This is a genomic window from Cedecea neteri NBRC 105707 = ATCC 33855, assembly GCF_001571265.1.
In the GTDB taxonomy this organism is placed as follows: Bacteria; Pseudomonadota; Gammaproteobacteria; order Enterobacterales; family Enterobacteriaceae; genus Cedecea; species Cedecea neteri.
The window spans coordinates 104,650-122,857 of sequence record NZ_BCTL01000009.1 but is presented as its reverse complement, the minus strand read 5'-3'; the positions used below and the strand labels follow the sequence as shown (position 1 = coordinate 122,857).

Here is an 18,208-nt window from a genome sequence, read left to right as displayed (position 1 = left end):
CCTTAGATACTACCGCATAGAGAGTTTGTGTGAATATAAACACCACAAACCCTCCCATACCCTTATTTCTTCACACTCAGCGTCTCCTGCTCCTCAAGCAGTTCTACCACCTCTTGCGGATCGTCCTGCGGAGCCGGCGCTTCATGCATCCAGACCGAAATCAGGCGATAAGAAACCGCCAGCAGTACCGGGCCGATAAACAGGCCAATCATCCCAAACGCAATCAGCCCGCCGATAACGCCGGAGAGAATCAGGATCATCGGCAAGTCTGCGCCCATGCGAATCAGCACCGGGCGAATCACGTTATCCATCGTGCCCACGACACAGCTCCATACCAACAGCACCGTCCCCCAGGTGGTATCGCCGCTCCAGTACAGCCAGATAATGGCGGGCACCAGAATTACCAGCGGGCCAAGCTGAATCAGGCAGCTAAGCACCATCAGCACCGTGAGCAGGGCTGCGTAAGGAATGCCGGATACCGCCAGGCCAATACCGCCCAGCACGCCCTGAACCAGCGCGGTGACGACGACGCCGAGCGCGACGGCGCGAATCGCCTGGCCTGCCAGCAGCACGGCGGCATCGCCTCGCTTGTCCGCTAAGCGGAAGGCGAAGTGGCGAATACCGTTCCCCAGCGTTTCACCCTTAGCGTAAAGCAGCACGCTGAACAGCAGCATCAGGCCGAGATGCATCAGCAGGGTGCCGATGTGCACGGCCTGGCCGAGGAACCAACTAGTGGTGGATCCGATATACGGCCGAACCTTTTCCATAATCGCGCTGCCGCCGCTGCTCACCAGCGTGTTCCAGCCGCTGTAGAGCTTGTCGCCGATGAGCGGAATGCTGTGCAGCCACTCAAAGGTCGGCAGCTCCATATGCCCCTTCGTCGCCCAATTAATGACCGGGCCGCTGTTGTCCACCAGGCTGTTCACCAGCATGGCAATCGGAATAACGAACAGCATCAGCAGGAGCAGAGTCATGACCAGCACCGCGAGCGAACGTTTTCCCCACAGCAGGTTTTGCAGTTTGATGAGCAGGGGCCAGGTCGCAATCACGATAGTCCCGGCCCAGGCAAAGCCTAAAACAAAGGGACGTACGATCCACAGACAGGCGATAATCATCACCGAAATAAACAGCACGGACAGCAGGATCTGCAGCAGATCCTTTGGCTGACTGACTTTAACCATAGGAAGAATCACCTCAATAAAATGCACCCGCGCTAAATTCGCATGGCGATAATTTAATGATGATGTATTTCCTTGATTTTTGACAGGCGCAATTCGCTTCGTGTTATCTGAAATAACAGCCGCAAATCGTGACGGAATATGATAAAAACATGACAGACACGCAAACGATAACTCTTACACGCAACACAGGGTCTACCCGTCAATGATCCCACAAATTTCTCAGGCACCTGGCGTCGTTCAGCTGGTGCTCAGCTATTTAGCATCACTGGAGCAACAGGGCTTTACCGGCGACACCGCCACCAGCTACGCAGACCGCCTGACCATGGCGACCGACAACAGTATTTATCAGTTGCTGCCGGATGCGGTGCTTTTTCCCCGGTCAACCGCCGACGTGACGCTTATCACCCGAGTGGCGTCCGAAGAGCGCTTTAAGTCCCTGGTGTTTACCCCGCGCGGCGGTGGCACCGGCACTAACGGGCAGTCGCTGAACGGCGGCATCGTGGTGGACATGTCCCGCTACATGAATCGCATCATCGAAATAAACCCTGAGCAAGGTTGGGTGCGGGTGGAAGCCGGTGTGATTAAAGACCAGCTCAACCAGTTCCTGAAGCCGCACGGCTACTTCTTTGCCCCGGAACTGTCGACCAGCAACCGCGCCACGCTGGGCGGGATGATCAATACCGATGCCTCCGGGCAGGGGTCGCTGGTGTACGGTAAAACCTCTGACCACGTGCTGGGTGTACGTGCCGTACTGATGGACGGCGAAATTCTGGACACGCACCAGATGGTAACCGGGCTTGCCGAAGAGCTGGGCCGCGAAGAGACATCAAGCGGGAAAATCTACCGCACCGTGCTTGAACGCTGCCGCGAGCAGCGCGAGCTGATTATCGATAAATTCCCTAAACTAAACCGCTTTCTCACCGGCTATGACCTGCGCCACGTCTTTAATGACGATCTGAGCAAGTTCGATTTAACCCGCATTCTTACCGGCTCCGAGGGGACGCTGGCGTTTATCACCGAGGCGAAGCTGGATATTACCCGTTTGCCGAACGTGCGCCGCCTGGTGAACGTGAAGTACGACTCGTTTGACTCGGCCCTGCGCAACGCGCCATTCATGGTGGATGCCCGAGCGTTGTCGGTGGAAACCGTCGATTCCAAAGTGCTGAATCTGGCGCGGGAAGATATCGTCTGGCACTCGGTCAGCGAGTTGATTACCGACGTGCCGGACAAAGAAATGCTTGGCCTGAACATCGTCGAGTTTGCCGGGGACGACCAGGCGCTTATTGACGGGCAGGTGACCGAATTATGCGCTCGTCTTGATGCTTTGATCGCCACAGGCGAGGGCGGGGTGATTGGCTGGCAGGTATGCGATGAACTTGCCGGTATCGAAAAAATCTACGGCATGCGTAAAAAAGCCGTTGGCTTGCTGGGGAATGCAAAGGGGCAGGCAAAACCGATTCCGTTTGCCGAAGATACCTGCGTGCCGCCGCAGCACCTCGCGGACTACATTGTTGAATTCCGCGCGCTGCTGGATAGCCACAACCTCAGCTATGGGATGTTTGGCCACGTTGATGCGGGCGTGCTTCACGTTCGCCCGGCGCTGGATATGTGCGATCCGCAGCAGGAAATGTTGATGAAAAGCATCTCCGACGACGTGGTGGCGCTGACGGCAAAATACGGCGGCCTGCTGTGGGGCGAACACGGCAAAGGATTCCGCGCCGAGTACAGCCCTGCCTTCTTCGGCGAAACGCTGTATGAAGAGCTGCGCCGCATTAAAGCCGCATTTGATCCGGAAAACCGCCTTAACCCCGGAAAAATCTGCCCGCCGCTCGGCGTAGATGACCCGATGATGCAGGTTGACGCGGTTAAGCGCGGGACGTTTGACCGCCAAATCCCCATCGCGGTTCGTACTTCCTGGCGCGGGGCGATGGAATGTAACGGCAACGGCCTGTGCTTTAATTTCGATGTGAAAAGCCCGATGTGCCCGTCGATGAAGATCTCTAGCAACCGTATTCACTCACCGAAAGGGAGAGCCACGCTAACCCGTGAATGGTTGCGTCTGCTGGCCGAGCGCGGCGTTGACCCGCTGCAGCTTGAGAAACAGCTGCCGGAACAGCGCGCCAGCCTGCGCGGTCTTATCGAGCGGACCCGTAACTCGTGGCACGCCAGCAAGGGGGAGTACGATTTTTCCCATGAAGTTAAAGAGGCGATGTCTGGCTGTCTGGCGTGTAAAGCCTGCTCCACCCAGTGCCCGATTAAAATCGACGTGCCGGAGTTCCGCTCTCGCTTCCTGCAGCTTTACCACACGCGCTATCTGCGCCCGCTGCGGGACCACGTGGTTGCTTCCGTCGAAAGCTATGCGCCGCTGATGGCGCGCGCGCCGAAAACCTTTAACTTCTTTATGAGCCAGCCCTGGGTGCAGAGTTTGTCCCGCAGGCATATCGGCATGGTTGACTTGCCTATGCTGTCTACGCCGACGCTGCAGCAGCAACTGGTCGGGCACCGCTCCGCCAACGTCACGCTGGAACAGCTGGAGCGTTATTCCGACGAGCAGCGGGCCAAAACTGTGCTGGTGGTGCAGGACCTGTTCACCAGCTATTACGATGCTCAGGTGGTGGCTGATTTCATTAAGCTTGCCGATAAGCTAGGCTTTGAACCTGTGGTGCTGCCGTTCTCGCCGAACGGTAAAGCACAGCACATTAAAGGCTTCCTGCAGCGTTTTGCACGCACGGCCAGCAAAACGTCTGAGTTTCTGAATCGCATTGCGAAACTGGGTATGCCAATGGTCGGCGTCGATCCGGCGCTGGTGTTGTGCTATCGCGATGAATATAAACAGACATTAGGCGAAGAACGCGGTGATTTTCAGGTTCAGCTGGTGCACGAGTGGCTCCAGACTGCGCTGAAAGAACGGGAAGTGCAGGGCGCGGGGGGAGAAGCATGGTACCTCTTTGGCCACTGTACCGAAGTGACGGCGTTGCCGGCGGCACCGAATCAGTGGGCCGGTATTTTTGCTCGTTTTGGTGCGAAGCTCGAGAGCGTGAGCGTTGGCTGTTGCGGCATGGCTGGCACTTACGGTCACGAGGTGAAGAATCTCGCCAATTCATTGGGCATTTATGAACTCTCCTGGCATCAGGCGATGCAGCGCCTGCCGCGCAACCGCTGTCTGGCAACTGGCTACTCTTGCCGTAGCCAGGTCAAGCGCGTTGAGGGCAACGGCGTGCGGCATCCATTACAGGCTCTTCTGGAGATTATCGGATGATTTGGCGACGTGAAGCCACGCTTGCCGCGCTCAACAAAATGGGCGCGAACAATATGGTCGGCCATGTAGGCATTGAATTTACCCGTTTTGACGACAACGAAATTGAGGCCACCATGCCGGTGGATGAACGCACCCGGCAGCCGTTTGGCCTGCTGCACGGCGGCGCGTCGGTGGTGCTGGCGGAAACGTTGGGCTCGGTGGCAGGTTACCTGTGCACCGAAGGCGACCAGAAAGTGGTTGGCCTGGAGGTGAACGCTAACCACATTCGCCCGGCGCGAGAAGGCGTGGTGCGTGGCGTTTGTCGCGCGGTTCACGCGGGGCGGCGTCATCAGGTATGGCAAATTGATATCTACGATCAGCAAGACCAGCTGTGCTGTACTTCCCGCCTGACCACGGCGGTGGTGTAAATCAATAGCTGAAATAAGCCCACGCCCGGCCATTAGGGGCGTGGGTTGTCTATTTGTAATTTCTTCATGTGATAATTTTCTTAAAAAGCTATATATCCGCAGCTAATTTTGCTACAAAGCCCGCCGCAGGATGTTTATAAATTTAAGGGCAAACTATGTGGATATTACTGGCTGCGGCCTTATTGGTTTTGCAATTTAATAAAAAGATTTCTCTCGGCTTATTATTGGCGACGGTGGTGTGGGGGGCCTTTGATGGTGTACTCGACTGGCGGGCGCTGTCTTCACTGGCGGTAATCACCGTGCTTGCCGTCGCTTATTTAAAAGTCGTAAACAGAAAACCCGTGCGCTACGCGCTTGAATTTTTGCTGGTTGTCGCCTCGGTAGCGCTGACCCTCCATGCTGTTCCCGGTTTCCATAATCCAAAGGTGCTGGACTCGGTTATTACCGGGCCGCAAAGCGCGCCGTTCTCAATGTATTACAACTTCGACAAAGCGCTGGTGCCCTTTATTCTGCTGGTGGGGATGAAATCGCTGTTTGTTAGCGAGCCGAAATATCAGCCTGCGAAGCCCTGGTGGATCCTGCTGGTTGCGTTGATCCCCGGTTTGCTGCTGCTGGCGGTGGCGCTGGGTGGATTGAAAATTGAGCCACATTCTCCGCAGTGGCTGCTGCCGTTCCTGTTTGCCAATATCTTCTTTGTTTCCCTGGCGGAAGAAGCGTTGTTCCGGGGCTATCTCCAGCAGCGTTTATCCGGCTTTATGCATCCGGTTATGGCGCTGATTCTTTCAGCCGCGATATTCGGTGGACTCCATTTTGCTGGGGGGCCACTGCTGATTATTTTCGCTGCGCTGGCCGGGCTTATTTATGGTCTGGCATGGATGTGGAGCGGGCGACTGTGGGTTGCCGTGGCGTTCCACGTCGGGCTGAATATCACCCATTTATTGCTGTTTACCTATCCGGTGCTGCAGCATACTGCGCGTTAATATTGTTACGACATCGGAGCCAGGTTCCGATGTCGTAACCTCTCACCGTCTTAACAGCCGAAATACCAGCCATGTGCTTCCCGCAACGGCGCACAATAAACCAAGCACAGGGAAAAATGGGATGCCAAACAGCGTCCAGTTCAGCCCGAATAGCCACGGCGCGATCGCTATCGTCAGAGCGGCTAAAACAATGGCAAGCGCTAACGTGGCTGCGGCACGTTCAAGCGACTTTCCTAGCTGGCTAATGTTCTCTACGTTGATGTCCGCGCGCATTTTGCCGTGACGCAGCCGTTGCATTACCAGGTGCAGGGTTTGTGGCAGCGAATCTCCGCTTTCCAGAAGCCGGTTGCCAAGTTTAAGCAGACGCCTGCGGCTTCCGAGGCGGGTATAGCGTTTTAACATCTCCCTTTTAATCACCGGGCGAAGAATGCGGATGATGTCGAACTGTGGGTCCATTCTAAGCAATACGCCGTCCGCGGTGATCAGCGCCTTAAACAACAAAACTAAATCCGGCGGCAGCGCCAGCTGAAATTCTCGGGCGGTAGAAAGCATGTCGGTCAGCGCTTTTCCCAACTGTAGCGGGCGGTTGCCCTGTTTTTGCAGGAAATAGCTGGCCGCCAGTTCCAGCTCACTAAGATCCAACGCATCCTGACCGCTCCACGTGATGAGGGCATCGACAATGCCGCCGGTGTCTCGCTCGCTGATGGCGTAAATCAGCGATAACAGCTCATCTCGCCGAGCCTGGCTCAGGCTTCCCACCATGCCGAAATCAATAAAGCCGACCCGGTTGCCTGCCAGGGCCATGACGTTGCCGGGATGCGGATCTGCGTGGTAAGTCCGCAGCTCAAAAAGCATATTGATGAACGCCATTGCGCCTTTACATGCAAGCAGCGGGCCGTCAAACCCGGCGGCAGCGAGCTGCTGACCGTCAACCGGTGCAACGCCGGGCAAAAATGCCTGCACCATCAGCGTGGGGTGGCACCAGTCCCAATAAATCTTCGGGATGACAACATCGTCGGTGTCGGCGAAAAACTGATAAATTTTTTCCCCGTTGGCCGCCTCATGGCGAAAATCCAGTTCCTGATTCAGGGCGTTTTCCAGATAACGCACCAGCATCACCGGCTGAAAGCGAGCGAGTGCCGCGCTCTGCTGGGCCAGGCTTTCCGCCAGGTAACGCAGTAAACGCAGGTCGGCCTTGAGGGGTGTTTCAATGCCGGGGCGCTGAATTTTGACGATAACCTCATCGCCGTTTTTTAGCGTGGCCCGGTGAATTTGGGCTATCGAGCCGCTGGCGAGCGGAGTTTCATCGAAGGTGGCGAAAACCTCCGCAGGCGGAGCCCCGAGCGTCGCCACAACCCACGGTTCAAGCTGCGGCCAGGGCAGAGGGCTGGCGCCGGAATTTAACTGGCTAAGCGCTTCCGTCCATGCGGGTTCGAGCAGGTCGCTGCGGGTCGAGAGAATTTGCCCGAGCTTAACGAATGTCGGGCCCAGTTCTTCAAGCGCCGCGCACAGGCGCTGCGGCATCGGCAAGGCATCGTGTTGGCCGCCGCCACGTATTTTGTCATGCAGCGAGGACAGGCCCAGCAAACGCACAATGTCCTGCAATCCATAGCGGAGAAAAACGCCGGTGATTTCCTGTAGCCTCACGCGATCGCGGGCGGTGACCATAATCATTTTCAGCATCAGGCTAAGCTCCCTTTTATCAAGCGGGTCATCGTGTTTACATTTGAGACGGAAATGAGAACTCTGTTGTCAGGTGGGAAATGGAACTACAGTATGGTTAAAAATACGCTTATTGGTAGTGCAAAAGGCCCTAACTTGAAGTCTGTAACGGGCAGAATTATTGGTGAAGGGGTAACGATCGCTGTAGTAACTGCTAGTCGTTCTTTAGTAACTAAAATTCGGCAACTGGTGTTGCTACTGAAAGAAGGGTAACCCTAAGCGGGGAAAGCAAAAGGATGTCCGGCGGATCCTTCTCACGGTTGATTTACACAGCAAAGGGCTGGTGTGAAATGTAAGCACATGGCACCCTGCGGTGCCATGATTTTCACTTTGATATGTTGTTATAAATTTTTACTATTGTGAAATAGGAAACAACAAAGCATATGGCTGTGTATAAAACTGCTTCAAGAGGATTGACAAGAGTAACCTTTAACCCAATTGATTCAAATATTGAAGACATCATTAGCTTTAGTATTTGTTCTGTGCCACACAGAACAAGCGTTGCTTTTCCTAGCGTTGATATGGGACCCCATTTAATAAGTGATGCCAGATAAATGTTTGGAATGAAAAGAATCGCCGTGATCAAAAATGATAACGCCAGCCGGACTTGTGGAGAAGAGAAGTTGGCGAAGTAAAAGTCAGCACCTTTAAAGTAACACATGGCTGCAAAATATAACGATAAAAACGATACGCAAAGGAAAATAATTTTATTGGCTTGATTGTAATTATTGGGGTCTTGTAACAAGATAGAAGATACACATCCTCCAAGAGAATAATAAACCAGATAACATAGTGCGCTGTCGGCATTAAAAAACCAGGACGGATTGCTGACTATTGAATACGATGAAGCAATCATGTAAATGATGAAAGAGACAAGTAGAACAACAAATCTATTACGCAATACGTAAGAAATAATTGAGTGATAAATGATTACCACAAAAAGACACGGCAAAAACCATAGAGACCCGGCGTAAATATGATTACGTATGCCGTAAATAGCCAGAACTCCATTTTCAATGGTCTTGTCCAGACTCCAATCTCCGTGGATAGCGATAATGATTAAAGCAATTACCGAGAATGCTATATATGGAATTATTATTTTTCTAAATGATTTTATCGCTACTTTGTATATGTCAGACGCTTCGCGAATTTGCTTTGCGAACAGACCTGATATAAAGAAAAATAACGGAACGTGAAATGAAAAAACAAAAGGATAAAGCTTCCCTGCGTTTGTTTCGAAATGACCAAGATAAATATAGAAAATCCCTAAGAATCTTAAGGAGTCAACCCAGTTAACACGCCCAGTGCTCATTTGTGTATCTCATTATTTATGTTATGAAAATAATACATCCTTAGTGCATAAATCTCAATTAGCAGGATTCCAATCATGTCACCGACTTACCCTCCAGGTAGAGCACTTAATAGCGTTCCTTCCAGGGGTAAGATAGGAGAATGAACCTGTGTAGCTGCTACAGGCCAAAAAAAGATTTTTTTGACCTTATTTGTCTTAAGGAGGTTTTTTATAACTTATTGTTCTGTATTTAAGTCCTTCTTTTTAGCCTTTTCGAGCTGCCAATCACATAAATAGATATTTTCTATACATCTTTTCCCTTGCCCGACTCAGGCGTTTTTCATCTTTGATATTTCCTTTTACACCAGTGGCTTAAACAGCTCTTTTCGCCATCTGCAAGAGTTCCGTGACGGTCTATCCTTAGTAAAGACGCCCAAAAAACCAGCGTTTCGCGAATACCCCTGTTTTCATAACGTTGTATTGATAATTGTTATCATTAACATAAGGGTATCGGCCTTCGGGCGCAGAGAGCAATGAGGTGAAGAATGGATGTGCAAACCGGTTCCTTTGATCCCAATGATTTTGCCTGGCAGGGGCTGACCCTGACCCCGGCCGCCAGTGCGCATATCCGCGACCTGGCCGCAAAACAACCTGAGCTACAGGGCATTCGCCTGAGCATTAAACAGACGGGCTGCGCAGGCTTTGGCTACGTGCTGGACACGGTCACCGAGCCGAAACCGGACGATCTGGTCTATGAGTTTGACGGCGCGCGCCTGTGGGTGCCGCTCTCCGCCATGCCTTTTATCGACGGCACGGAAGTGGACTACGTGCGTGAAGGCCTGAATCAGATCTTTAAATTTAATAACCCGAAAGCGCAGCACGAGTGCGGCTGCGGCGAAAGCTTTGGGGTATAGGCGGTACTATGTCTCGTAATACTGAAGCAACTGACGATGTCAAAACCTGGACCGGCAACCTCAATTATAAAGAGGGCTTTTTCACCGAGCTGCAAACCGAGCAGCTGGCGAAAGGCATAAACGAAGAGGTGGTTCGGGCAATTTCTGCCCGTCGTAACGAACCGGACTGGATGCTGGAGTTTCGCCTGAACGCCTTCCATGCATGGTTAAAAATGGAAGAGCCTCACTGGCTAAAAGCAAATTACGACAAACTGAATTATCAGGATTACAGTTACTACTCCGCGCCATCCTGCGGGAGCTGTGACGACACCTGCGCCTCACAGCCCGGAGCGGTGCAGCAGCCACCGAATGCTTTCCTGACTAATGAAGTCGAAGACGCGTTTAAGCAACTGGGCGTGCCGGTACGGGAAGGTAGTGAAGTAGCGGTCGACGCCATTTTTGACTCCGTTTCTGTCGCAACCACTTACCGCGAAAAACTCTCCGAGCAGGGCATTATCTTCTGTTCCTTCGGCGAGGCCATTCACGATTACCCGGAGCTGGTGAAAAAATACCTGGGTACCGTGGTGCCGTCGAACGATAACTTTTTCGCCGCGCTTAACGCCGCAGTGGCCTCCGACGGCACCTTTATCTACATCCCGAAAGGCGTGCGCTGCCCGATGGAACTGTCCACTTATTTCCGCATCAACGCGGAAAAAACCGGCCAGTTCGAACGCACGATTTTAGTGGCGGATGAAGGCAGCTACGTGAGCTACATCGAAGGCTGTTCCGCGCCGGTGCGCGACAGCTATCAGCTGCACGCTGCTGTAGTGGAGGTCATTATTCATCGCGATGCGGAAGTGAAGTACTCCACGGTGCAAAACTGGTTCCCGGGGGATAACAACACCGGCGGCATCCTGAACTTCGTCACCAAACGCGCCCTGTGCGAAGGCGAAAACAGCAAGATGTCCTGGACGCAGTCGGAAACCGGCTCCGCCATCACCTGGAAATACCCGAGCGTGATCCTGCGTGGCGATAACTCCATCGGCGAGTTCTTCTCCGTGGCGTTGACTTCCGGCCATCAGCAGGCGGACACCGGCACAAAAATGATCCACATCGGTAAGAACACCAAATCGACGATCATTTCGAAAGGGATCTCCGCCGGTCATAGCCAGAACAGCTACCGTGGCCTGGTGAAGATCATGCCAACCGCGACCAACGCCCGTAACTTCACCCAGTGCGACTCGATGTTGATCGGGCCGGACAGCGGGGCGCACACCTTCCCGTACGTGGAGTGCCGCAACAACACGGCGCAGCTGGAGCACGAAGCCACCACGTCGCGTATCGGTGAAGATCAGCTGTTCTACTGCCTGCAGCGCGGGATCAGCGAAGATGACGCCATCTCAATGATCGTCAATGGGTTCTGCAAAGACGTGTTCTCAGAGTTACCGCTCGAATTCGCGGTGGAAGCACAAAAATTATTAGCCATCAGCCTCGAACACAGCGTCGGTTAAGGATTAAGGGAAAACTATGTTAAGCATTAAAGATTTACAGGTCAGCGTTGAGGATAAAGAGATCCTGCGTGGCTTAAACCTCGAAGTGAAGCCGGGCGAAGTCCACGCCATCATGGGGCCAAACGGCTCCGGTAAAAGTACCTTATCCGCCACGCTTGCCGGACGTGAAGACTATGAAGTGACCGGCGGCTCGGTGCAGTTCAAGGGCAAAGATTTGCTGGAACTGTCGCCGGAAGACCGCTCCGGCGAAGGTATTTTTATGGCCTTCCAGTACCCGGTAGAAATTCCCGGCGTCAGCAACCAGTTCTTCCTGCAAACCGCGCTGAATGCGGTGCGTGAATACCGTGGCCTTGAGTCGTTGGATCGCTTCGACTTTCAGGATCTGATGGAAGAGAAAATCAAGCTGCTGCAAATGCCGGAAGATTTGCTCACCCGCTCGGTGAACGTGGGCTTCTCCGGCGGTGAGAAAAAGCGTAACGACATTCTGCAAATGGCGGTGCTGGAGCCGGAGCTGTGCATCCTCGATGAGACCGACTCCGGGCTGGATATCGATGCCCTGAAGATTGTCGCCGAGGGCGTTAACTCTCTGCGCGACGGCAAACGCTCATTCATTGTGGTCACCCACTACCAGCGTATCCTGGACTACATCAAGCCGGACTTTGTTCACGTGCTGTATCAGGGGCGCATCGTTAAATCTGGCGATTTTAGCCTGGTGAAACAACTGGAGGAGCAGGGTTATGGCTGGCTTACCGAACAGCAGTAACGGCAACGCGCTCCAGCAGTGGCATCACCTGTTTGAGGCTCAGGGAACCGGGCGCTCACAGGTGGCCCAGCAGCATATGCAACAGCTGCTACGTCTTGGGCTGCCGACGCGCAAGCATGAAAACTGGAAGTACACGCCGCTCGACGGGTTGCTGAACAATCAGTTTGTATTTGCGCCGCAGTCACCTTTAAGTGCGCAACAGCGTGACGAGCTCGCCCTGCCGGTAGACGCGCTGCGGCTGGTGTTTGTGGACGGGCGTTTCAGCGCCGAACTGAGTGATGACATCACCGATAGCGGTTTTGTGATTAGCATTGACGATAACCGCCAGACGCTGCCCGCGCCGATTCAGGGCGAAGTTTTCCTGCACCTCACTGAAAGCCTGGCGGAGACCGTGACGCATATCCGCGTGGTGCGAAATACGCAGCCTGAGAAAACGCTGCTGCTGATGCACGTCACTCGTGGTAGCGCAGGGCAGGAGATGGCGACGGCCCATTACCGTCATCACCTGATTCTCGAGCAGGGCGCTCAGGCCACGGTGATTGAGCACTTCGTCAGCCTTGACGATGCGACACATTTTACCGGTTCGCGGTTTACCGCTGAAGTGGCCGCCAACGCGCAGCTCAGCCACTACAAACTGGCGTTTGAAAATGCGGCCAGCTATCACTTTGCGCACAACGATCTGCTGATTGAGCAGGACTCGACGGTTCACAGCAACAGCTTCTTGCTGGGGGCGGCGGTACTGCGTCACAACACCAGCACGCAGCTTAACGGCGAGAACAACCAGCTGCACATCAACAGCCTGGCGCTGCCGGTGAATAACGAAGTGTGCGATACCCGAACCTGGCTTGAGCACAACAAGGGCTACTGTAACAGCCGTCAGCTGCATAAAACTATCGTGCGTGACAAAGGCCGCGCGGTGTTTAACGGTATGATCAAAGTGGCTCAGCACGCGATTAAAACCGACGGGCAGATGACCAACAACAACCTGCTGCTTGGCCGTCTTGCGGAAGTGGATACCAAGCCGCAGCTGGAAATCTACGCCGATGACGTGAAGTGCAGCCACGGCGCGACTATCGGACGTATTGACGATGAGCAGATGTTCTACCTGCGCTCGCGTGGCATCAGCGAACAGGCCGCGCAGCAGATGATAATCTTCGCCTTTGCCGCAGAGCTTACCGAAAGTATTCGCGACGAGGCCTTAAAACAGCAGGTGCTGGCGCGTATCGCCCGGCGCTTTGCAGGGGGCGAGGCATGAGTTTTTCAATTGAGCAGGTCAGGGCGGATTTCCCGATACTGAGCCGTGAGGTCAACGGGCAGCCGCTGGCCTATCTGGATAGCGCCGCCAGCGCGCAGAAACCGCAGCAGGTCATCAACGCCGAGCTTGAGTTTTATCATCATGGTTATGCCGCAGTGCACCGGGGCATTCACACGCTGAGCGCGGAAGCGACCACGTTGATGGAAAACGTGCGTAACCAGGCGGCACGGTTTATCAACGCGGCAAAACCGGAAGAAATTGTTTTTGTCCGTGGCACCACCGAGGGGATAAACCTCGTGGCCAACAGCTGGGGCAACGCCAACGTGCAGGCCGGGGATAACATCATCATTAGCGCCATGGAGCATCACGCTAACATCGTGCCGTGGCAGATGTTGTGTGAACGTACCGGGGCAGAACTGCGCGTTATCCCGCTGAACCAGGACGGCACGCTGCAGCTTGAGGTCTTCCCGACGCTTATCGACGAGCGCACAAAGTTACTGGCCATTACGCACGTTTCTAACGTGCTCGGCACCGAGAATCCGGTCAAAGAGATGATTGCTACGGCGCATCATGCCGGCGTCAAAGTGCTGGTGGATGGTGCTCAGGCGGTGATGCACCACGTCACGGATGTCGCGGCGCTGGACTGTGATTTTTATCTTTTCTCCGGGCACAAGATCTACGGGCCAACGGGGATTGGCGTGTTATATGTGAAAGAAAGCATTCTGCAGGATATGCCGCCGTGGGAAGGCGGGGGCTCGATGATTGCTACCGTCAGCCTGACCGCGGGGACGACATACGCTGCGGCCCCGTGGCGCTTTGAAGCAGGGACGCCAAACACGGCCGGCATTATTGGCCTTGGGGCGGCGCTGAGCTACGTTGAAGGGCTGGGTATGGGCGCAATTGGCGAGTATGAACGCAACCTGATGCGCTACGCTCAACATGCGCTGCAGGCCGTGCCCGAACTTACCGTATACGGCCCGGAAGAGCGCCGTGGCGTGCTGGCGTTTAATCTCGGTAAACACCATGCCTATGACGTCGGCAGCTTCCTCGACAACTACGGCATTGCGGTGCGTACCGGGCACCATTGTGCCATGCCGCTGATGGCGTTCTATAGCGTGCCGGCCATGTGCCGCGCCTCCTTTGCCATGTACAATACCGAGCAAGAAGTGGATCGCCTGGTCGCTGGCCTGCAGCGTATTCACAGCCTGTTAGGATAACGGAGACGGTCATGGCCACGCTGCCGGATAAAGACAAACTGCTAAAAAACTTCAGCCGCTGTGCGAACTGGGAAGAGAAGTATCTCTACATTATTGAACTGGGTAGCCGCCTGCCGGAACTGGCGGCGAACCAGCATAAGCCGGAGCATATTATTCAGGGCTGCCAGAGCCAGGTATGGATAGTCATGCACCAGCAGCCCGACGGCGTGATTACGCTTGAGGGCGACAGCGATGCCGCTATTGTTAAGGGACTGATCGCTATCGTGTTTATTCTCTATCAGCAGATGACGCCGCAGGATATCGTGGCGTTTGACGTGCGCCCGTGGTTTGAAAAAATGGCGCTCGCTCAGCATCTGACGCCGTCCCGCTCTCAGGGGCTGGAAGCGATGATTCGCGCAATTCGCAACCAAGCCTCCAATCTTATTTAAGTTAGCTAAACTTAATCATACCTATGGTCCTGTTTTGCGAGGCGGTTTTCTGCCTCGCTTGTCTTTCAGCCTGCTGGTGCCCGCCAGCGCGACTACAGGAATAAAAAGTATGAAATACGCGTCTCTACTCACACTAGCTATTATCGGCGCACTGAGCGCCATTCGGCCCGCTTTAGCCCTTGATTATCCCTTACCGCCGGAAGGCAGCCGCCTGATTGGTCAAAACCAGACTTACACGGTTCAGGAAGGGGATCGTAACCTGCAGGCCATTGCCCGACGTTTTGACACCGGGGCGATGCTGCTGTTGGAAGCCAATAACACCATTGCGCCGGTGCCAAAACCAGGAACAGTGCTGACTATCCCCAGCCAGCTTCTGCTGCCGGACGTGCCGCGCGAGGGTATTGTGGTGAATCTTGCGGAACTGCGGCTGTATTACTTCCCGCCGGGCCAAAACATCGTGCAGGTCTACCCGATTGGCATTGGCCTGCAAGGGCTGGAAACGCCGCTGATGACAACAAAGATTGGGCAAAAGATCCCGAACCCCACCTGGACACCTACCGCCGGTATTCGCCAGCGATCCCTGGAGAGAGGGATCAAGCTGCCGCCTGTCGTGCCTGCCGGGCCTAATAATCCGCTGGGGCGTTTTGCCATGCGGTTGGCTTATGGCAACGGGGAATATCTGATCCACGGCACCAGCGCGCCGGACAGCGTAGGGCTGCGCGTTAGCTCGGGTTGTATCAGAATGAATGCCCCCGACATTAAAGCGCTGTTTGAGCAAACACGAAGCGGCACGCCGGTGAGGGTGATTAACGATCCGGTGAAATACTCCGTTGAGCCTAACGGCGTTCGCTATGTCGAAGTTCATCGGCCGCTTTCTCAGGATGAGCAGCAGAATACGCAAACCATGCCGTATGTCCTTCCCGCTGGGTTTAGCGAGTTCCGGGCCGGTAGCGGCGTGGAGAAAGCGTTAGTCGAGAAAGCGCTTTACAGACGTGCGGGTTATCCCGTCGTGGTCTCTGCGGGGCAAAGACCTGCGGCAACGGCGGCAGTGCAGTCGGCCAGAAATGGTGTGGTCAATGCTGAAGAGGCTACGAGCGCGACACAGTAGCAGGCGGGGATAAATAACAGGCAAAAAAAATGGCGCACATTGTGCGCCATTTTATACCAGTGACTCTTACTTACGGTAAGAGTGAGCCTGGTTGTCCAGACGCTGGTTAGCGCGAGCGGCGTCGTCTTTAGCAGCCTGAACGTCAGAACGCACTGCGTTCACGTCGTTGCTCAGCTGATCAACTTTAGCGTTCAGAGTCTGAACGTCAGAAGACAGTTGATCGATTTTAGCGTTAGAAGAACAACCTGCCAGCATAGTAGAAGCCAGGATTACCGCGCCCAGTACCAGTTTAGTACGATTCATTATTAATACCCTCTAGATTGAGTTAATCTCCATGTAGCGTTACAAGTATTACACAAACTTTTTTGTGATGAGAATAATTTTTTGTCGGGAATACCCCTAAATTTGATCGTTCGCTCAAAGAAGCACCGAACGGAGCCGGGAAGTTAAAAAAAAGAGAGAAAACAGGGGAATTTCATCGGATTCATCTTAATTAAGAGTAAGCTTAAATAGTAAAATTCGATTTGCTTTTTTATTAAGATCTGCCAGCAAGTGATATAAAAAAAGCGCCCTGAGGCGCTTTTTTGGTAATTAAACTTGTTAACAAGTCAATTACAGAACATGAACTGAAGCGGTGTTAGTGGTGCCGCTTGGAACCAGTGCACCGGAAACCATCACCACGATGTCGCCTTTACGAGCCAGGCCGCTTTCCAGAGCAACTTCTTTACCCAGGCGGTAGAAGTCGTCGGTGGAGGCGATTTCTTTCACCATCTGCGGTACAACGCCTTTGCTCAGCACCAGCTGACGCGCGGTCACTTCGTTGGTGGTCAGCGCCAGAATGGTCGCGTTCGGGAAGTATTTACGCACGGCTTTAGCGGATTTCCCGCCCTGGGTCGCAACCACGATCAGCGGTGCTTCCAGTTTTTCTGCGGTTTCAACAGCGCCACGGCAAACGGCTTCGGTGATGCGCAGTTTGCGGCTGTCGTTGTTGTTGTCCAGACGGCTGGTCATCACGCGGTCGGTACGTTCGCAGATGGTTGCCATGATGGTCACAGCTTCCAGCGGGTATTTACCTTTTGCAGACTCACCGGACAGCATAACTGCGTCGGTGCCGTCGATGATGGCGTTTGCCACGTCACCGGCTTCCGCACGGGTAGGGCGCGGGTTTTTGATCATCGAGTCGAGCATCTGGGTCGCGGTGATAACCACTTTACGCGCACGAACGCATTTCTCGATCATCATCTTCTGCGCGAAGATAACTTCTTCAACCGGGATTTCAACGCCCAGGTCACCACGAGCAACCATGATGCCGTCAGAGGCTTCAAGAATTTCGTCGAAGTTGTTCAGGCCTTCCTGGTTTTCAATTTTGGAGATGATCTGGATCTTCTCACCGCCGTGAGCCTTCAGGTGCTCACGAATTTCAACCACGTCAGAACGCTTACGGATAAAGGATGCTGCCACGAAGTCAACGCCCTGTTCGCAGCCGAAGATCAGATCCTGTTTGTCTTTCTCAGCCAGCGCTGGCAGTGCGATGGACACGCCCGGCAGGTTAACGCCTTTGTTCTCACCCAGGTCGCCGTTGTTCAGCACTTTACAGATTACTTTGTTACCTTCGATAGAGGTAACTTCCATGCCGATCAGACCATCGTCCACCAGAACGGTGTTGCCAACGGTCAGATCGTTGGTGAAACCTTCGTAGGTGACCGCAACGGTTTCGCTGTTGCCGACCACGGATTTGTCGGTGGTGAAGGTAAAGGTCTGGCCTGCTTTCAGGGAAACGTCGTTACCGCCTTCCAGCTTGATGGTACGGATTTCTGGGCCTTTGGTGTCCAGCAGAATAGCGGCTTTTTTACCGGTTTTCGCGACGACATTGCGCAGGTTCTTGATACGCTGACCGTGTTCTTCATAGTCACCGTGGGAGAAGTTCAGACGCATAACGTTCATGCCCGCGTCGAGCATTTTAGTCAGCATCTCTTCGGATTCGGTTTTTGGACCGATGGTGCAAACGATTTTAGTCTTTTTCATGACAGTCTTATCTATAAGTTGAGGAGGATTGTTGAAACTCGGTTCCGGGAGGCAGGGCTGCCGGAGCTTAAAAGAATACTGTGGTGTTGAAAGTGGCACCTGGTAAGGATAGGTGACAGAAATAAAGCGTGCAGAGGAAAGTGTGCTTGTGGTTCAGCAGGGGAAAGC

The 18,208-nt window shown here is 53.9% G+C and carries 16 protein-coding genes; 11 read left to right on the top strand and 5 right to left on the bottom strand.

What is annotated here, in order from left to right; translation table 11 throughout:
- Positions 1-62: 62 nt before the first annotated feature.
- Complete coding sequence (gene ydiK, locus CNE01S_RS05270) at positions 63-1,181, bottom strand: AI-2E family transporter YdiK (RefSeq protein ID WP_061274068.1); 1,119 nt, start codon at positions 1,179-1,181, stop codon at positions 63-65.
- Between the two features lie 202 nt (positions 1,182-1,383).
- On the opposite strand from ydiK, the gene ydiJ reads away from it, so the two are divergent.
- From ydiJ to CNE01S_RS05255, 3 genes are all read left to right on the top strand, one after another.
- Positions 1,384-4,440 (top strand): D-2-hydroxyglutarate dehydrogenase YdiJ, encoded by a 3,057-nt coding sequence (gene ydiJ, locus CNE01S_RS05265; protein ID WP_061274065.1) that lies wholly within the window; start codon positions 1,384-1,386, stop codon positions 4,438-4,440.
- On the top strand, positions 4,437-4,847 hold the full coding sequence (menI, locus tag CNE01S_RS05260; RefSeq protein WP_061274063.1) for a 1,4-dihydroxy-2-naphthoyl-CoA hydrolase: 411 nt from the start codon (positions 4,437-4,439) through the stop codon (positions 4,845-4,847). The genes ydiJ and menI overlap by 4 nt, the downstream gene beginning before the upstream one ends.
- A gap of 155 nt (positions 4,848-5,002) precedes the next feature.
- Entirely contained in the window at positions 5,003-5,827 is an 825-nt protein-coding gene (locus CNE01S_RS05255) for a CPBP family intramembrane glutamic endopeptidase (protein WP_061274061.1), read from the top strand.
- A 42-nt stretch (positions 5,828-5,869) separates the two neighbouring features.
- Here the strand turns inward: CNE01S_RS05255 and CNE01S_RS05250 are convergent, their stop codons facing one another.
- Positions 5,870-7,510, bottom strand: a complete 1,641-nt coding sequence (locus CNE01S_RS05250; RefSeq protein ID WP_061274059.1) for an ABC1 kinase family protein — start codon at positions 7,508-7,510, stop codon at positions 5,870-5,872.
- Positions 7,511-7,603: 93 nt separating this feature from the next.
- Here CNE01S_RS05250 and CNE01S_RS25195 point away from each other — a divergent pair, with 93 nt between their 5' ends.
- Positions 7,604-7,762: a hypothetical protein gene (locus CNE01S_RS25195; RefSeq protein ID WP_156479827.1), complete on the top strand. Its 159-nt coding sequence runs from the start codon at positions 7,604-7,606 to the stop codon at positions 7,760-7,762.
- A 112-nt stretch (positions 7,763-7,874) separates the two neighbouring features.
- On the opposite strand, the gene CNE01S_RS05245 is transcribed toward CNE01S_RS25195, so the two are convergent.
- Positions 7,875-8,861: an acyltransferase family protein gene (locus CNE01S_RS05245; protein ID WP_061274057.1), complete on the bottom strand. Its 987-nt coding sequence runs from the start codon at positions 8,859-8,861 to the stop codon at positions 7,875-7,877.
- 524 nt (positions 8,862-9,385) lie between these two features.
- On the opposite strand from CNE01S_RS05245, the gene sufA reads away from it, so the two are divergent.
- The 7 genes from sufA (at position 9,386) to ldtE (ending at position 16,015) form a co-directional block, all read left to right on the top strand.
- The gene (sufA, locus tag CNE01S_RS05240; RefSeq protein WP_038473265.1) at positions 9,386-9,754 is read left to right on the top strand and encodes a Fe-S cluster assembly scaffold SufA; all 369 of its coding nucleotides are present in this window, start codon (positions 9,386-9,388) and stop codon (positions 9,752-9,754) included.
- 8 nt (positions 9,755-9,762) lie between these two features.
- Positions 9,763-11,244, top strand: coding sequence for a Fe-S cluster assembly protein SufB (sufB, locus tag CNE01S_RS05235; protein WP_061274056.1), 1,482 nt, complete (start codon positions 9,763-9,765; stop codon positions 11,242-11,244).
- 16 nt (positions 11,245-11,260) lie between these two features.
- Positions 11,261-12,007: a Fe-S cluster assembly ATPase SufC gene (gene sufC / locus CNE01S_RS05230; protein ID WP_038473260.1), complete on the top strand. Its 747-nt coding sequence runs from the start codon at positions 11,261-11,263 to the stop codon at positions 12,005-12,007.
- Positions 11,982-13,262, top strand: a complete 1,281-nt coding sequence (sufD, locus tag CNE01S_RS05225; RefSeq protein ID WP_061274054.1) for a Fe-S cluster assembly protein SufD — start codon at positions 11,982-11,984, stop codon at positions 13,260-13,262. The genes sufC and sufD overlap by 26 nt, the downstream gene beginning before the upstream one ends.
- The gene (sufS, locus tag CNE01S_RS05220; RefSeq protein WP_061274052.1) at positions 13,259-14,479 is read left to right on the top strand and encodes a cysteine desulfurase SufS; all 1,221 of its coding nucleotides are present in this window, start codon (positions 13,259-13,261) and stop codon (positions 14,477-14,479) included. Before sufD ends, sufS begins: the two co-directional genes overlap by 4 nt.
- 11 nt (positions 14,480-14,490) lie before the next feature.
- On the top strand, positions 14,491-14,907 hold the full coding sequence (gene sufE, locus CNE01S_RS05215) for a cysteine desulfuration protein SufE (protein WP_061274050.1): 417 nt from the start codon (positions 14,491-14,493) through the stop codon (positions 14,905-14,907).
- 109 nt (positions 14,908-15,016) lie between these two features.
- Positions 15,017-16,015 carry a L,D-transpeptidase LdtE gene (ldtE, locus tag CNE01S_RS05210; RefSeq protein ID WP_061274048.1) on the top strand — a complete coding sequence of 333 codons (999 nt, stop codon included), beginning with the start codon at positions 15,017-15,019 and terminating at the stop codon, positions 16,013-16,015.
- A gap of 66 nt (positions 16,016-16,081) precedes the next feature.
- On the opposite strand, the gene CNE01S_RS05205 is transcribed toward ldtE, so the two are convergent.
- Together CNE01S_RS05205 and pykF are read right to left on the bottom strand one after the other, a co-directional pair.
- Positions 16,082-16,318 carry a major outer membrane lipoprotein gene (locus tag CNE01S_RS05205; RefSeq protein ID WP_008456504.1) on the bottom strand — a complete coding sequence of 79 codons (237 nt, stop codon included), beginning with the start codon at positions 16,316-16,318 and terminating at the stop codon, positions 16,082-16,084.
- 309 nt (positions 16,319-16,627) lie between these two features.
- Positions 16,628-18,040: a pyruvate kinase PykF gene (gene pykF, locus CNE01S_RS05200; RefSeq protein WP_061274046.1), complete on the bottom strand. Its 1,413-nt coding sequence runs from the start codon at positions 18,038-18,040 to the stop codon at positions 16,628-16,630.
- Between the last annotated feature and the right edge of the window lie 168 nt (positions 18,041-18,208).

Excerpts from the sequence above, each read along its gene's own strand:
- CNE01S_RS05205 (WP_008456504.1), bottom strand. The coding sequence starts at position 16,318 with ATGAATCGTACTAAACTGGTACTGGGCGCGGTAATCCTGGCTTCTACT.
- CNE01S_RS25195 (WP_156479827.1), top strand. The coding sequence starts at position 7,604 with ATGGTTAAAAATACGCTTATTGGTAGTGCAAAAGGCCCTAACTTGAAG.
- ldtE (WP_061274048.1), top strand. The coding sequence starts at position 15,017 with ATGAAATACGCGTCTCTACTCACACTAGCTATTATCGGCGCACTGAGC.
- CNE01S_RS05250 (WP_061274059.1), bottom strand. The coding sequence starts at position 7,510 with ATGCTGAAAATGATTATGGTCACCGCCCGCGATCGCGTGAGGCTACAG.
- sufB (WP_061274056.1), top strand. The coding sequence starts at position 9,763 with ATGTCTCGTAATACTGAAGCAACTGACGATGTCAAAACCTGGACCGGC.
- pykF (WP_061274046.1), bottom strand. The coding sequence starts at position 18,040 with ATGAAAAAGACTAAAATCGTTTGCACCATCGGTCCAAAAACCGAATCC.
- CNE01S_RS05255 (WP_061274061.1), top strand. The coding sequence starts at position 5,003 with ATGTGGATATTACTGGCTGCGGCCTTATTGGTTTTGCAATTTAATAAA.
- sufE (WP_061274050.1), top strand. The coding sequence starts at position 14,491 with ATGGCCACGCTGCCGGATAAAGACAAACTGCTAAAAAACTTCAGCCGC.
- menI (WP_061274063.1), top strand. The coding sequence starts at position 4,437 with ATGATTTGGCGACGTGAAGCCACGCTTGCCGCGCTCAACAAAATGGGC.
- CNE01S_RS05245 (WP_061274057.1), bottom strand. The coding sequence starts at position 8,861 with ATGAGCACTGGGCGTGTTAACTGGGTTGACTCCTTAAGATTCTTAGGG.
- sufS (WP_061274052.1), top strand. The coding sequence starts at position 13,259 with ATGAGTTTTTCAATTGAGCAGGTCAGGGCGGATTTCCCGATACTGAGC.
- ydiK (WP_061274068.1), bottom strand. The coding sequence starts at position 1,181 with ATGGTTAAAGTCAGTCAGCCAAAGGATCTGCTGCAGATCCTGCTGTCC.
- ydiJ (WP_061274065.1), top strand. The coding sequence starts at position 1,384 with ATGATCCCACAAATTTCTCAGGCACCTGGCGTCGTTCAGCTGGTGCTC.
- sufC (WP_038473260.1), top strand. The coding sequence starts at position 11,261 with ATGTTAAGCATTAAAGATTTACAGGTCAGCGTTGAGGATAAAGAGATC.
- sufA (WP_038473265.1), top strand. The coding sequence starts at position 9,386 with ATGGATGTGCAAACCGGTTCCTTTGATCCCAATGATTTTGCCTGGCAG.
- sufD (WP_061274054.1), top strand. The coding sequence starts at position 11,982 with ATGGCTGGCTTACCGAACAGCAGTAACGGCAACGCGCTCCAGCAGTGG.